This is a genomic window from uncultured Holdemanella sp. (assembly GCF_934772795.1).
In the GTDB taxonomy this organism is placed as follows: Bacteria; Bacillota_I; Bacilli_A; order Erysipelotrichales; family Erysipelotrichaceae; genus Holdemanella.
This window is the reverse complement of the sequence record NZ_CAKVMR010000021.1, coordinates 17,629-32,375: the sequence shown is the minus strand read 5'-3', so window position 1 is coordinate 32,375 and position 14,747 is coordinate 17,629. Positions and strand designations below refer to the sequence as shown.

Annotated in this window: 13 protein-coding genes; 2 read left to right on the top strand and 11 right to left on the bottom strand. The window is 34.9% G+C overall.

What is annotated here, in order from left to right; genetic code table 11:
• Nucleotides 1-202 precede the first annotated feature (202 nt).
• Both Q0F04_RS05585 and Q0F04_RS05580 read left to right on the top strand, forming a co-directional pair.
• The gene (locus Q0F04_RS05585; protein WP_227994043.1) at nucleotides 203-565 is read left to right on the top strand and encodes a BlaI/MecI/CopY family transcriptional regulator; all 363 of its coding nucleotides are present in this window, start codon (nucleotides 203-205) and stop codon (nucleotides 563-565) included.
• Between the two features lie 582 nt (nucleotides 566-1,147).
• Nucleotides 1,148-2,152 carry a M56 family metallopeptidase gene (locus tag Q0F04_RS05580; protein ID WP_295751132.1) on the top strand — a complete coding sequence of 335 codons (1,005 nt, stop codon included), beginning with the start codon at nucleotides 1,148-1,150 and terminating at the stop codon, nucleotides 2,150-2,152.
• 178 nt (nucleotides 2,153-2,330) lie between these two features.
• Here the strand turns inward: Q0F04_RS05580 and guaA are convergent, their stop codons facing one another.
• From guaA to Q0F04_RS05525, 11 genes are all read right to left on the bottom strand, one after another.
• Nucleotides 2,331-3,878 (bottom strand): glutamine-hydrolyzing GMP synthase, encoded by a 1,548-nt coding sequence (gene guaA / locus Q0F04_RS05575; protein ID WP_117992422.1) that lies wholly within the window; start codon nucleotides 3,876-3,878, stop codon nucleotides 2,331-2,333.
• 48 nt (nucleotides 3,879-3,926) lie between these two features.
• Nucleotides 3,927-5,426 (bottom strand): HAD-IA family hydrolase, encoded by a 1,500-nt coding sequence (locus Q0F04_RS05570; RefSeq protein WP_295751129.1) that lies wholly within the window; start codon nucleotides 5,424-5,426, stop codon nucleotides 3,927-3,929.
• A 1-nt stretch (nucleotide 5,427) separates the two neighbouring features.
• Nucleotides 5,428-6,549: an Mbeg1-like protein gene (locus Q0F04_RS05565; RefSeq protein WP_295751126.1), complete on the bottom strand. Its 1,122-nt coding sequence runs from the start codon at nucleotides 6,547-6,549 to the stop codon at nucleotides 5,428-5,430.
• 52 nt (nucleotides 6,550-6,601) lie between these two features.
• Nucleotides 6,602-7,558, bottom strand: a complete 957-nt coding sequence (locus Q0F04_RS05560) for a GNAT family N-acetyltransferase (protein WP_295751124.1) — start codon at nucleotides 7,556-7,558, stop codon at nucleotides 6,602-6,604.
• 9 nt (nucleotides 7,559-7,567) lie between these two features.
• Nucleotides 7,568-8,569, bottom strand: coding sequence for a tRNA (adenosine(37)-N6)-threonylcarbamoyltransferase complex transferase subunit TsaD (gene tsaD, locus Q0F04_RS05555; RefSeq protein ID WP_295751120.1), 1,002 nt, complete (start codon nucleotides 8,567-8,569; stop codon nucleotides 7,568-7,570).
• Between the two features lie 9 nt (nucleotides 8,570-8,578).
• Nucleotides 8,579-9,013: a ribosomal protein S18-alanine N-acetyltransferase gene (gene rimI, locus Q0F04_RS05550; RefSeq protein WP_295751117.1), complete on the bottom strand. Its 435-nt coding sequence runs from the start codon at nucleotides 9,011-9,013 to the stop codon at nucleotides 8,579-8,581.
• Nucleotides 9,010-9,603, bottom strand: a complete 594-nt coding sequence (tsaB, locus tag Q0F04_RS05545; protein ID WP_295751114.1) for a tRNA (adenosine(37)-N6)-threonylcarbamoyltransferase complex dimerization subunit type 1 TsaB — start codon at nucleotides 9,601-9,603, stop codon at nucleotides 9,010-9,012. The genes rimI and tsaB overlap by 4 nt, the downstream gene beginning before the upstream one ends.
• Complete coding sequence (tsaE, locus tag Q0F04_RS05540) at nucleotides 9,596-10,048, bottom strand: tRNA (adenosine(37)-N6)-threonylcarbamoyltransferase complex ATPase subunit type 1 TsaE (RefSeq protein WP_040466346.1); 453 nt, start codon at nucleotides 10,046-10,048, stop codon at nucleotides 9,596-9,598. The genes tsaB and tsaE overlap by 8 nt, the downstream gene beginning before the upstream one ends.
• Before the next feature lie 141 nt (nucleotides 10,049-10,189).
• The gene (locus Q0F04_RS05535; RefSeq protein WP_295751111.1) at nucleotides 10,190-11,902 is read right to left on the bottom strand and encodes an RNA-binding domain-containing protein; all 1,713 of its coding nucleotides are present in this window, start codon (nucleotides 11,900-11,902) and stop codon (nucleotides 10,190-10,192) included.
• Nucleotides 11,899-13,260 (bottom strand): replication-associated recombination protein A, encoded by a 1,362-nt coding sequence (locus Q0F04_RS05530; RefSeq protein WP_295751108.1) that lies wholly within the window; start codon nucleotides 13,258-13,260, stop codon nucleotides 11,899-11,901. The genes Q0F04_RS05535 and Q0F04_RS05530 overlap by 4 nt, the downstream gene beginning before the upstream one ends.
• A gap of 56 nt (nucleotides 13,261-13,316) precedes the next feature.
• On the bottom strand, nucleotides 13,317-14,669 hold the full coding sequence (locus tag Q0F04_RS05525) for an MATE family efflux transporter (RefSeq protein ID WP_295751105.1): 1,353 nt from the start codon (nucleotides 14,667-14,669) through the stop codon (nucleotides 13,317-13,319).
• Nucleotides 14,670-14,747 lie beyond the last annotated feature (78 nt).

The following is a 14,747-nucleotide window of genomic DNA, read 5'->3' as shown; positions in this document are numbered from 1 at the left end:
ATTCTTGTAGAGTATAAACAATTTATTCAAATTTCGATCTTCCCATACCGAGTTTTTCATAAATTCTTTACACTACCCTTTTGTTGCGAAAACGTTTTCCTATCTTCATTATATTCCTATTGTATTTTTTTGCAAGCGTTTCATGATTTAATTTATATTGCATATTTTTGAAACAATGTTAAAATTATGTTGGGTGATAATTATGATACAACTAACAAAAAAAGAAAGAAGTGTTATGGACATTCTATGGGACAGTCACATTGAAATGTCAGCAAGTGAAATTAGAGAAACCTCTAATGAAGAATTAAGTATTTACACGATCCAACAAGCTTTGCGCCACTTATTAGAAGTGCATTTTATTGAAGTGTACGACATTGCCTTCAACAACAAATCTTTAACACGTAAGTATAAGCCACTCGTATCACAAGCTGAATATGTAGATTCTTTTATCAACAATGATACAAGACTTCAATTAGCCAGTAACTTTGTTAATAATACGGATGATTTAAAAGAATTAGAAAAGCTTCAAAAACTCATCGAGAAAAAATTAAGAGCATTAAAATGACATTTTCTCTGACTTCATTCTTCTCCGGATTATGCAGTGTTACTTTATTCATAATGTGTTTTGGATTTATACTACGACATAAAAAGGCATATAAATACTTTCGTACAGATGCACTCTTATTAATCATATGCCTGATTTTTATTCGCTTGCTGTTTCCGTTTGAACATGCACATATGATCTATATTCCAATCCAAAAAGTAATGAATCCACTTTTGGATTTCTTCAATCAAACACATGTAGTAAAGCTCTTGATCTTATTGTGGCTTATAGGAAGTGCAATCTTTTTGATCTACTTTGTAAAAGATTATATTCATACGGAATATATCTATAAAAAAATAAAGCTCCTCTTTTGCAAATGGGTGGTAATTATCCGCTTATTTACTGTGCTTAGAGCTCATTGCATCCCGATATCGCACTTTTTTTGGCGACAAGATTGTCAATTCTATAAATTTTAACACCTTATCATACTTGTCCTTTGGCTCATTCATAATGGACCAAAATAGATTCAGCCAGTCTTGGAGGTGCTCTCTATCATAAGCTCCATGATTTCTTATAAATTGTTTTAACGGTAAATGAAGGCTATTGACTGGATATAAGGGATTGTCTTTATCCGATAATCCCTTTGTTTCTTTTGTTAGGTGTCTGGCTAACGAAATTGCTCACATTTCTATTCACCACCCATTTGCAAAAGAGGAGCTAAAAATAATTAAGCAAAGTCAAATTGTTGGATATAGACAAGCTTATCCTGTATATAAATCGAATTTGATCTATGGACCTTGTGTGATTGGATTACACAAAACTATTTTACTTCCTGAAACTGATTATTCAGAATCGGATTTAAATTCAATCCTCGCGCATGAAAGTTACCACATCAAGAAGAATCACAATCTAATCAAAGGCATATTAAATCTTATTTGTTGCATGTACTGGTGGTTTATCCCCATATATTTCTTCAGAAGATATATTTTCCTATATTTAGAAATGAAAACCGATGATTCTATAATCCAAAATCTTGATGAAAAAGAAAGCTTTGCCTATATGCAGACTCTGATTCAAATTCAGAAGCAACGCTCTCAGAAATCATTCACATCCTATATTTCTTCAAATGGATTCATTCTTAATTACCGAATCCATTACATGATGAGAGGTCTACACAAAAAGAAAACAAATGCTTTTATTTTGGTTTCAACAGTATTGATCTGTTTCTTATCTACCTTTATAAATATTTCTGGATATTATACAAATACTGAGTTAACAGAAAATACTTTTGAAATTACAAATTCAAATGCATATATATTCGAAAACAAAAACAATCCTCCATCCTTATTATTTTATTTAGATAACCAATATATCTTAGGTGGATATACCAATTTAAAAGAAATACAAGACGAACAAAAACTGCCAACATATAAAGATCTTGGAAAAACCCGAAACATTCAATCAATCACAAATACACAGAATACAGTCATCAAGAATTCAAAACAAACTACTTACCGATGGAAATATAAATTAGAAGATGGTTATGTATACAGAAGGCTGTATAATGCATGTAAAAACACTTGGGTATCCGATTGGATGTCAGCCTGAAATTTATAACGAAGATTACCACAGTCTTCGTTTTTTTATTAAAAATCACATGGATTTCTACCCGTGAATTATCGAAAACCGATAATTCATTCAATAATTTATGTACTCATTTTGTACTCACAGCCAAAATCAGCATATAAAAAAGTCCTTATATAAAGGACTTTTGACGTTTATTGAATTATTCGAACTCTATTGTTCCAGGAGGCTTACTAGTAAGGTCATACATTACACGATTGACTCCACGAACCTCATTGATAATACGAGACATAACTTTATTTAATACTTCATATGGAATCTGAGCTGATTCTGCAGTCATAAAGTCAATTGTATTAACGGCACGTAAAGCGATGGCGTAATCATATGTTCTTTCATCACCCATAACACCTACTGAACGCATGTTTGTCAATGCTGCAAAGTATTGACCGATTGAACGATCTAATCCAGCATTTGCGATTTCTTCACGATAGATTGCATCTGCATCTTGGACGATTTTTACTTTTTCTTCAGTAACTTCACCAATGATACGAATTCCTAAACCAGGTCCTGGGAAAGGTTGTCTGAATACTAAGTATTCAGGAATACCTAATTCCAAACCAGCTTTACGAACTTCATCCTTGAATAAGTCACGTAATGGTTCAATGATTTCTTTGAAATCTACATGATCAGGAAGTCCACCAACATTGTGGTGAGATTTAATTACGGCAGATTCTCCACCTAAACCACTCTCAACAACATCTGGATAAATTGTTCCTTGAACTAAGAAATCAACTTTTCCAATTTTCTTAGCTTCTTCTTCAAATACACGAATAAATTCTTCACCAATGATCTTACGTTTTGCTTCTGGTTCTTCAACACCCTTTAGCTTTTCATAATATCTTTGTTGCGCATTCACACGAATGAAGTTTAATTCATATGGACCTTCAGGACCAAATACAGCTTCTACTTCATCCCCTTCATTTTTACGAAGTAAACCATGATCAACAAATACACATGTTAATTGGTTACCAATTGCTTTTGATAATAATACAGCTGCGACAGAAGAGTCTACGCCACCACTAAGGGCACACAATACTTTTCCATCTCCAACCTTTTCACGAATCGCTTTAATTTGTTCTTCAACAAAGTTATCCATTCTCCAGTCACCACAGCATCCACAAACACCACGAACGAAGTTATATAACATTTTTGAACCTTCTTGTGTATGCAATACTTCTGGATGGAACTGAATAGCATATAATCCTTTTTCTGCATTTTCACTTGATGCGCAAGGACAGTTATCTGTATGAGACGTAATTTCAAATCCAGGTGCTACCTGTGAAATATAGTCAAAGTGTGACATCCAGCAAATTGTTTTTTCAGATACACCCTCGAAGATTTTAGAAGAAGTCTTATCAACAAGAACCTCTGTCTTACCATATTCACGGTGATCTGCTTTTTCTACTTTTCCACCCAATACATGCATCATCAATTGTGCGCCATAGCAAAGACCAAGAACTGGAATACCCAATTCAAACAATTCCTTTGAATATGTAGGTGAATCTGGTTCATAACAACTATTTGGTCCTCCAGTTAAGATGATTCCCTTTGGATTCATAGCTTTGATTTTTTCTAAATCTGTTTTATATGAATAAATTTCACAATATACATTGCACTCACGAACACGACGTGCAACCAACTGATTATATTGTCCTCCAAAATCAAGAACAATGACTAATTCTTTTTTCATTGCGTCCTCCTAATGTTTTCCTAAACAATATTATAAAGTAGCAACCAATTATTTACAACGCTTTAAATAATCAATTACTTCATTTAAATCCTTACAAGATTCTTGGATATACTCCTTCATTTCGTCATCTGGCGCAATCTGATCTTGAATAAAGATGGAATGCATCTTCGCATTGGCCGCAGCCATAATTCCATGCTTACTATCCTCTAAAACTAAACAATTTTCAGGATTTATTCCTAATCTTTCAGCAGCAGCCAAGAAAACATCTGGTGCTGGCTTTGATTTATATCCCTCTTTAGAAGAAACAATCACATTGGGACTTAACACAAAACCAGCATGCGACAAGAACTTTTTAATAGCCTGCGGATGTGAACTTGAGGCCACCGCATAAGGAATCTTATTCTCTTCAATATACTCAATTAAATTTTGTAACCCAACCATATTGGCACTACCAGGCTCTTTAAAATATCTAAAGAAATAATCCACACGCTCATCTTGAATCTCTTCCATCACCCTAGTAACACCCGGATACATCTCTTCATAAAGTGCAACCTTTCTTGAATCACAACCAATTAATGGTTCTGGAAAATAGTCTGGACAAGAAACACCCAATTCTTTAGCCTTCTCTTTAAACTCATCCTTGAACATCTTTTCCGTATTAAACATCAAACCATCCATATCAAAGATAACCGCTTTAATTTGTGGCTTTCTAAAATACTCAATCAAACACTGCGTACCCAAATCACTCATGCCACGATCCATTAGATCCACATATTCTTTGATGACACGATTTACGCCATACAAAGGAAAGTGTGCCTCATCCACCGCAATCTTTAAATCCTTCACAAAATGCTTCACATAAAAGCCAGGCGCATAATCATTCTCTAACATCTTCTTACCTTGAAAATCCAACTGTTTAGATCCTGCGGCTCCATTACGCAAGAAGCGATACACAAAAGATTCATCCACATCTTTACAATTTAAATATGACATAGCCTCACAAATACCTTGTAACGTATTCGCAATCATGATTTGGTTAGCCATCTTGACATGTTGACCACAACTTGCCTTGCCACAATACTCAATTTGTGTTCCAAACGCTTCAAAGATTTCTTTATTCGCTTCAAAATCCTCTTTATCTGCACCAACCAATACAGTTAAAGTGCCATTCTTTGCTCCCGTATCTCCACCAGTCACTGGCGCATCCAATACATGAACACCCAATTCTTTTCCTTTTGTATATAATTCTTTAGCTAATTTTGGACTTGAAGTTGTAAAATCAATACAAGTTTTACCCGCTTCAATACAACCAAAAATCACATCATATACTTCTTTAACATCACTAGGAAAACCAACCATTGTACAAATTACATCTACATTGGATGTCAAAGACACAATCGACTCTTCTAAAATAGCGCCTGCATTTTTAGCTTGTTCTACCCTTTCTGGATGTCTTGCGTATACATGAACTTCATATCCTTTATTCAATAAATGAATCACCATTGGCTGACCCATAATGCCAGCACCTATCCAACCTATTTTTCTCATTTTACTTTCTTCCCTTCACTAATATTGGAGCGGATTGCACCGCAATAAATTTCACAACTTCCAACATAAACTTAATTTCCTCTGCATTCAATTGACGAATCTCCTTCAAACCAGATAGTGCCTGTTTAAATGAAAATTCAGTTAAATCCGCAATCGTACGAATTTCCATACGATCAAACAATTCGCCAATCAAATGACAATAGCGTTCTTTTTCTTCAACCGGACGATCCAACAATAACTTATTTACATATTCCAGTAAATCATTACTCTCTTTTGTGAGTACATCACAATAATTAAAATCTTTTACATCCACACTCCACATAAGCGTATCATGTTGCGCTAAGCCTGAACCTTGGGCATCCATGATTTTTGTTTGTTCTCTATGATGTAAAACACGCCCCACAATACTATCCTTAGGAATATAGTTTGTGATCTTAGATATTTCCTCATCACCCTGCCAGAAACCATCCACAAAGCCAGGCCCATCAAAACTTTTTACACCTTCAATATATCCCTGTAGTTCTGGATTTTTTATATAGGCATACACGGCTAAATTTCCACCCTTTGAATGCCCCGTCAAATATATCTTTGGATAGACCTTCTTCTTTTTCAATCCAAACAAATAACTCGTTTCAGGAATATTTTCAATGGTTTCTTTGACATAATCCTTCGCCAAGATTTGACAAGGAAGATCCTGCTTATAAGTCATCATCAAGTTTTCTTTCCAACCCGTAATACTACTATCTGTACCACTAAAAGAAAGCACTAGAGAACCATCTGGCAACACAAGTGTTACCACACTAAATTGAATCACATCTTCATCGCTATAGACTTTTTTATAGTTCTTTAACTTTATATTTCCATAACGAATCGTATCCTGTAATGCATCAATTAAATGTGGAAGATTCATTGAAAATGTATACTTACTCTTTAATTCCTCTTCACTATATAAAGAAAGATATTTACGACATGCTTCTTCTAAAGAAACCTCATCCTTATCTACAATGCCATCCCAATCCACATAAGATAGATCGGCACATACTAACATATCCACCTCATTAAAGGGACGAATAGAAAAGTCGATATCTCTTCTTAAATGTACATAATTTAATAAGTTTTCCATAGTCAACCTCACTACAAAGATTTTACAATATACAAAAGGATTAGCCAAATGACTAACCCAATTTTTTCGATAATTTTACATAATGTTCTGCATTTGAAAGAATATCAGAAACCTGAGATTCTGAAGTGTTTTTAATAATTTTAGCCGGTACTCCCACCACAACACTCCTTTGTGGAATTACCATATTTTCAGGCACAACACAACCCGCACCAATAACACTATGCTTTCCTATATGAGCTCCATTCAACACAAGGGCACCCATACCAATAAGCACCTCATCCTCAATCGTACAACCATGCACAATAGCCCCATGACCAATCGTTACACGATCACCAATCTGAAGTGGATATCCACTATCCGTATGCAAAACACACTGATCTTGAATATTGGTTTCTTGCCCAATTTCAATCGCTTCTTCTTCACTACGAATCACAGCGTTATACCAAACACTTGAACCTTCACCAATTGAAACATTACCCAAGATGGTTGCATTACTTGCACAAGAAAAATCCTTTTTAACCTCATCCAGTCTCTTACAAAGCCAAACTACACCATGCCACACATCAAATTTCATGCCACAAGAAGGCAATGCCCCATACCATGTAAACCCATGTTTTTTATGAAAGGCAATACTTTCTTCATTCGAATCTGTAATACATGAAATGATCCAACGCATGTTTAGTTTTCTACAATCTGCTTCAAGCTGATCCAACATTTTTGAAGGCAAACCATAATGTTTTCCTTCTTTAAAATAAATAGTGAGTTCTACACAATACTTATACGCTTCCTTCGAAAAAGCAGGGTGTACATATCCATAGCCAATTAAAACATCATCATAAAGTGCTACATAAAACGGATTTGTCTTTGAAATTTCCATCATATGTTCTTTAAACACATCAAAAGAATCTGGCACAAGATCAAATATAGCCACACTTGTCTTTACATAATGCACATAGATTGGATATATACTTTCTAAATCTTTTTCTCGAAGTAAACGTAATTCCTGCATAAAAACCTCCTATTGGATTTCTAAACTTGAATCGGCAGTCAAGCTTGCATCTGCTCTTCTACCAGAAAGATATGCGATCGTTCCAGCAACACCGATCATGCTCGCATTATCTGTACAACAATACATTGGAGGTACCGTAAATTCCACTTCTGGATATTCATTTTTTAATTCTTCTACCTTTTCACGAAGTCTAGAGTTAGCACTAACTCCACCACCTACAACGAAATGACGAATATCTTTATGATCATCTAATACCGCTCTTACACGAGAGAAAATTTCATCCAACGCACATTCTTGGAATGAACAAGCTAAATCAGCCATATCAAATGTCTTTCCTTGTCTTTCCATGCGCTTTGTGAATTGTAGAACACTACTCTTCAATCCAGAAAAACTAAAGTCATAACGACCTTGTGTCTTAGGTTTTGCCAGTTCGTACACAGGCTTTCCTTCTTTTGCCAATTTATCAATTTTAGGACCACCAGGATATCCAAGACCCAATACACGAGCCACCTTATCAAAGGCTTCTCCAATCGCATCGTCCTGCGTCTCGCCTAAGATTTCAAAACTTGTTTCATCCTTCATATAAACAAGTTCTGTATTTCCACCAGAAACAACAAGTGCTAATACAGGATATTTCATATCTACAACTAATTCATTGGCATAAATATGTCCTGCCAAGTGATGTACTGGAACCAATGGTTTATGGTAGGCAAAAGCCAAAGTCTTTGCGGCCTGCACACCAACGTGTAAACATCCAATCAAGCCAGGCCCCTGCGTAACGGCAACCGCATCCACATCTTCCATCGTGATATTGGCATCTTTCAATGCTTTTTCAATACAATACGAAATATTTTCTACATGAATACGACTCGCAACTTCGGGTACAACGCCACCAAATTCTGTATGCACATCAATTTGGCTTGCGACAACACTTGATAATACTTCCTTTTTATCTTTGACAACCGCAACGGCTGTTTCATCACAACTACTTTCAATTCCGATAATAATCATATAATCCTCCTACAATGCCAATGTCATCACAATGGCATCTTCTCCATCTGGATAATAACTCTTAGATACATTGACTTGAATAAAGCCCATTTTCTTGTATAAATTCAATGCTGCCTCATTACTGGCACGAACTTCTAATGTCATAAATTCACAAGCTACTTCTCTAGCTCGATCAAATAGATGCATCATTAATTCTTTTCCATATCCTCTTTTTCTTAAACTTGGATCCACTCCAATACGAGCTAACTGTGCCATTTCAAAGGTTTCCCATAAAAAGGCATAGCCCACAATTGTATCTTCATCTTCCAAGATCCAACCATGAGAAAAAGGATTCTCATTCAATTCATATAAACAGTCTTTTTCAAGCCAAGGCTGTTTGAAACATGCTTGTTCAAGTTCTAAAACACGAACTAAATCCGTGTCTTTCATTTCTTTAAAAATCATGCTTTATAGGCATCGCTTTCTTTTAAATATTGAGGTACTAAAGCATGTACATTTTCAATAGTACGACTTGGTACTTCAATAAAATTCTTCAAGAAATCACAACTTGATGCTTCTTGATTCACTAAATATCCATCCCCATATAATGTTCCAGGATGTTCATTTAAGAAATCTTCTAATTGATCGACTTCTAAAATTTGTGTTTCACCAACCACAACACCCTTTTCTAAGTGTGCTACATACGCTCTTTTACTACGCGCATCTAAAATAACATTGGCACTTTCATCCATACCCGCAAACAACTGCATAGTACTAATGCACTTTAATGTTTTATGCATTTGTGTACAGAATACTTTCGCAATTGTCATCGCAATACGAATGCCTGTATAAGAACCAGGACCATCTGTGATAATCACTTCATCAACGTCTTTATAGTCTAAACAGTTCTTTTCAAACAATTGATTTAATTCCACAAAGATCGTTTCACTTTGTTTTTTAAATGCTTCAATAGATACACCATCAATCAATGTTCCATCTTTATATAAACCTAATACTAATGCTTTATAAGCACTATCCATACATAAACTAATCATGATATGCCTCCACAATACTCTTTGATACAGGACCCGTATATTCCAATGTCACTGTACGATTTTCATCGATGCCTTCTTCAAAAGAAATTTTAATGTGGTCTTGTGGCAATTGATCCTCAATAAATTCAGACCATTCTACTACAGTAATCCCTTCATCAAAACAATCTTCAAAACCTAAGTCCTGACATTTTCCTTCCAAACGATAGGCATCAATATGATGGAAAGGTACACCACCTTCTTGTTTATAATCCTTTAAGATGGTGAAGGTTGGTGAATTGATCACATTCTTTACACCCAAAGCTTTCCCAAAGCTTTTTGTCCAAGTTGTTTTACCTGCACCCAAATCTCCATCTAATGTAATAACTAATTGTTTATTTCTACAAAGATCTGCCATTTTTGTGGCAAATTCCTGTGTTTCTTGTAAACTATGAATTTCTATTTTCATGTAATCCTCCAAGTTTTATATCTTATAAAGTGGTTTCCACTTTTCTGGAGTGGTTTCCACTTTTCTGAAGTGGTTTCCACTTTTCTGGAGTGGTTTCCACTTTTCTGAAGTGGTTTCCACTTTTCTGGAGTGGTTTCCACTTTAACACTCCTTTATTTCATAAAATACACTATTCTTAATTCTAGTTTTTTTCAACAAATTTTTATCAAATAATCTTTTTAGAGCCTTATTAGCCCCTGATATGGATGAAATATTAGTTACCTTTATAACATCTTTGGATGTGATTTTCTTATTGTTTTTTAAATATTCTAATATTTCTCTATCTGTTTTATTCAAATCTTCATCTAATTCCAAAGATGAAACCGAAGATACTCCATACTTCTCATTTATACTATAGGTTGTCCATCTCCCATTTTGGTTTACTACCAACATTTCTTTTTTTACTAAATCAGACAAATATTTACCAACTTCAACAACATGTGTGTTAAGCAATAATTGTATTTTCTCATTTGTAATTTCCTTATCCGTATAAGCAATGCTTAGAATCATTTGTTCTTCTGCTTTTAATAAGAAATAATCCTCTTTAAATATTTGCGATAAATATTCTGTTATCTCTTGAGGTAACAAACTTATCATATGTAAATGCAACTCAACACATGATAAATTTTCATTTTCTAAAAGTTCTGGTTTCCTCCAATTTTCGGATTTCCACGTTTTTAAAATCATAGGGAATCCAGAACCAATATTCTCACCGTATCCAATCATCCTCAGCATTGTTTGTATTTTAGGATTTCTCGCAACTGAATTTCCACCTTCGTAAATTTCTTCAATAGATATTTTTAATCTACCTGGGTTAGAAAAAATAAATTCATTATCCTTTTTAATTATCTTTAAAATTCCAGCTTGATGATAATCACAGTGAATAATACTATTCATCATCGCTTCTCGTACAGAGGCATGTACTTCAGTATCATCTTTTCGTTGAAATCCTTCTAAAACAAAAGGTCTTTTTAAATCAGACACTAGTTTGGGTAATACTATCTTAATAAAATTATAAATGTTATTTTCCCACGTTCCATCATATGTCAAACGATCTGACCATCTTCTGTCTCCAATCAAATTTGTCATATCTAAAAAATCAAATCGAAAATTTTCTAATCTTTCCCGTATAGAGAGACCTTTCCCAAACATCAATAATCCCGCTAACGTCAATCCTTCTTCCTTTGTTCCCCTGTTTACAGCATATCCGCCAAGACTTCTCAAAAAGTTTTTATTATCCAACGAATTCCATACATGATTAGGATTATGTACCTCAAATGCATTCCTATACATCTGTAAAGAATCTCCATCAATATCATCCATTGTATATCCTGATAACAAACTACCATCATTTCCTTCATCGCTAGCATCTCGGAAAAACGATTTTATTTCACTTTCAGTACAATGATAATCTCCCTCATAATTTCTTTTATATGTTCCTTTCATAGGATTTCCATTTATATAAACTGGTCTATGCTTATAATCAGCACGAGGCACATGAATTATAACAACATATTTACCATCAACACATTCCTTACGAACATCCTTCTCTAGCAAAATATTTGAGCTTACTTTATCACTTGAAATAGTATCCCAAAAATCTTTTATTATTTTTTCAGGGCAATCCACTCCAATTATCTCAAAATAATTGTTTTTAGGTTCATCAATTCCTAAATATATTGTTCCGCCATTTGTATTAGCAAAAGAAGAATATGTTTCCCATACAGATTTTGGTAAAGAATTTGATGCTTTTTTACATTCTACTTCTATACTCTCACCATATTGCAATTCATTCATTAGCTCATGTAGTTTCACGATTTTCCTCCTTTAGGATTTTGTTTCATCATACGATTTCTATGCACCATTGCCTTGATTTGTTGAATCTGCACAAGACGATTACGCACCCTCACTTCAGAGCCCTGATCACTTGGTACATAATATTCTTTACCAACTAGAGCATCTGGAAGACACTGCATATCCGTCATGTGATATTCATAATCATGTGAATACTCATATCCTTTACTGTAGCCTAAATCTTTCATTAGCTTTGTTGGCGCATTACGAATATGTAAAGGCACTGGCTGATCTAATGTTTTTAAAGCATCAACCTTCGCCGTATTATAAGCCACTTCTAAAGCGTTTGATTTTGGTGCTAAAGCCAAATATACAGCTGCATGCGTTAAGTGTACATTACATTCTGGAACACCCAAATAGTGACATGCCTGATAGGCAGCGACACAAATTTCTAAAGCCCTAGAATCCGCCATACCAATATCTTCACTGGCCATACGAACGAGTCTTCTTGCGATATATAAAGGATCTTCTCCAGCCTCCAACATACGAGCTAACCAATATACTGCAGCCTGTACATCGGAGTTTCGTACACTTTTATGTAGGGCAGAAATAATATTATAGTGTTCCTCCCCTTTTTTATCATACAATAACGACCTTTTTTGAAGGCATTGCTTCAATATATCTTGTGAAACATGAATTCCATCCAATTCACTTGGACTATTATAAACAACCATCTCCAGTGTATTTAAACAAAAGCGGGCATCTCCACCGGAAAATGCGGCAATCGCCTCTATATCTTCATCCGTAATATGTATTTTTAGATTGCCTAATCCTTTTGAGCTGGAAATAGCACGAATAATCAAATCCTTTAAATCATCTGTATTCAAACTGTTTAGTACAAATACTCTGCACCTAGATAAAAGGGCAGAATTGATTTCAAAGCTTGGATTTTCTGTTGTAGCACCAATTAGAATGATACTTCCCTTTTCAACATAGGGTAAAAACGCATCTTGTTGAGCCTTATTAAAACGATGGATTTCATCTACGAATAAGATTGTTTTTTGTCCCAAAGCCCTGCGCGTATCGGCCTGTTTCATAACTTCCTTAATTTCTTTTATACCACTCGTAACAGCTGAGAAATCCACAAAATAACTCTTTGTCTGATGGGCAATAATACGTGCCAACGTCGTTTTTCCGACTCCAGGCGGCCCCCAGAAAATCATCGATGTTACTTGATCATGTTCAATCATTTGCCACAAAAGATTTCCTTTGGCAACAAGCTGTTTTTGTCCCACATATTCATCCAATGTTTCAGGACGCATACGATCGGCTAAAGGCCTTGTGTCTTCTTGTATTGAAAATAGAGAATCTTGTTCCATATGTTTCCTCCGTATGTATTTTATTATACACCACACAAAAGAAAAAGTGTTTGACCTTAATCAAACACCATCTTCTTTTTCTCAATTCGCCTTAAAAATACCCATCCAACTAAACAAGATAAAACTTCTGTAATCACAAATGCGTACCAAATCAAAGATACATCCATTCCATATTGAATGACAAGTTTTGAAAATCCCCAAGCCAAAGGAAGAATCAAAATGGCTTGTCTAAGCAAGGAAACAACTAAGGATTCCATACCTCCATTTAAAGCTTGATACACTCCTTGAAATGCGATATTCACACCTGCAAACACAAAGCTGATGGAAATGATTCGAACCGCACTGATGAAATACATTCTAGATTGTCCTGCATTAAATAGTGTCGCAAAAAAGTTTGGGAATAGTTCTGTAATTAGAGTACCCAAAGCCATTAATACTATAGTATATATTAAGCCATATTTAATTCCATCTTTAACACGCTTCTTATTTTGCATACCATACGAAAAGGCAATGATGGGTGTAATCGCATCTCTTAAGCCAAATGCCATAAACAAGACAAATTGTTGCACCTTATAGAAAAGACCATAGGCTGTTTGTGCAGATGGATCAAATTTAAGAATTAAATTCATCGCATAGACCATGAATGACATCAATGCCTGCGCAATAATGGCTGGTAGTCCAATCGAATAGATTTCTTTGATAATTCGCTTATTTGGTTTTGCATAAGTTAGTCCATGATCAAATTCTTTATTCAAACGAATATGGAATATGACTAATAAAAGTGCCGAAAGAATTTGTCCAATAACAGTCGCATAAGCCGCTCCTTGTACACCTAAATTAAATCCATAAATCAAGATGGGATCTAGAACCATATTGATTACAGCACCTGTAACTTGTCCAATTGTAGAATATAGTGATCGTCCTGTCGCTTGAAGTAGCTTTTCAAATATCGAAAAGAACACAACACCAAAAGATAACAGGCAACAAATTCTTAGATAATCAATACTCATCGATAATACAAGGGCATCACTTGTTTGAGAGGATATATAGGCTTTAATGCCAAATAATCCAAACAATACACAAACAATATAGATAACTGTCGCTAAAAATAAACCGTTACCTGCAACATGAGCTGCTTTTTCACGATTTCTTTGTCCTAAAGTTCTTGCGAGCAAGGCATTGACTCCAACGCCTGTACCAATGGCCAAGGCCACCATCAACATCTGAATAGGAAATACTAAGGTAAGTGCGTTTAGTGCGGCTTCACTTCCTTCTTTCATATTTCCTACAAAGGCACTGTCTACAATATTATAGACAGCTTGTAGTGCCATAGATAAAATCATAGGCACACCCATTTGAAGCATCAACTTATTGACTGGCTCATTTTTCATTTTGTTGTTTTCTTCCATTCTTTACCTCCCTAAAACACAAAAAAAGTGCATTGTTCACATAAGCTGGACTTACGCGTTTAAGCAACACACTTTCAA

Bases quoted from the DNA above. Each gene is read 5' to 3' on its own strand.
- Q0F04_RS05570 (WP_295751129.1), bottom strand. From the start codon at position 5,426: ATGAGAAAAATAGGTTGGATAGGTGCTGGCATTATGGGTCAGCCAATG.
- Q0F04_RS05525 (WP_295751105.1), bottom strand. From the start codon at position 14,669: ATGGAAGAAAACAACAAAATGAAAAATGAGCCAGTCAATAAGTTGATG.
- guaA (WP_117992422.1), bottom strand. From the start codon at position 3,878: ATGAAAAAAGAATTAGTCATTGTTCTTGATTTTGGAGGACAATATAAT.
- Q0F04_RS05530 (WP_295751108.1), bottom strand. From the start codon at position 13,260: ATGGAACAAGATTCTCTATTTTCAATACAAGAAGACACAAGGCCTTTA.
- tsaD (WP_295751120.1), bottom strand. From the start codon at position 8,569: ATGATTATTATCGGAATTGAAAGTAGTTGTGATGAAACAGCCGTTGCG.
- Q0F04_RS05585 (WP_227994043.1), top strand. From the start codon at position 203: ATGATACAACTAACAAAAAAAGAAAGAAGTGTTATGGACATTCTATGG.
- rimI (WP_295751117.1), bottom strand. From the start codon at position 9,013: ATGATTTTTAAAGAAATGAAAGACACGGATTTAGTTCGTGTTTTAGAA.
- Q0F04_RS05560 (WP_295751124.1), bottom strand. From the start codon at position 7,558: ATGCAGGAATTACGTTTACTTCGAGAAAAAGATTTAGAAAGTATATAT.
- tsaE (WP_040466346.1), bottom strand. From the start codon at position 10,048: ATGAAAATAGAAATTCATAGTTTACAAGAAACACAGGAATTTGCCACA.
- Q0F04_RS05565 (WP_295751126.1), bottom strand. From the start codon at position 6,549: ATGGAAAACTTATTAAATTATGTACATTTAAGAAGAGATATCGACTTT.
- tsaB (WP_295751114.1), bottom strand. From the start codon at position 9,603: ATGATTAGTTTATGTATGGATAGTGCTTATAAAGCATTAGTATTAGGT.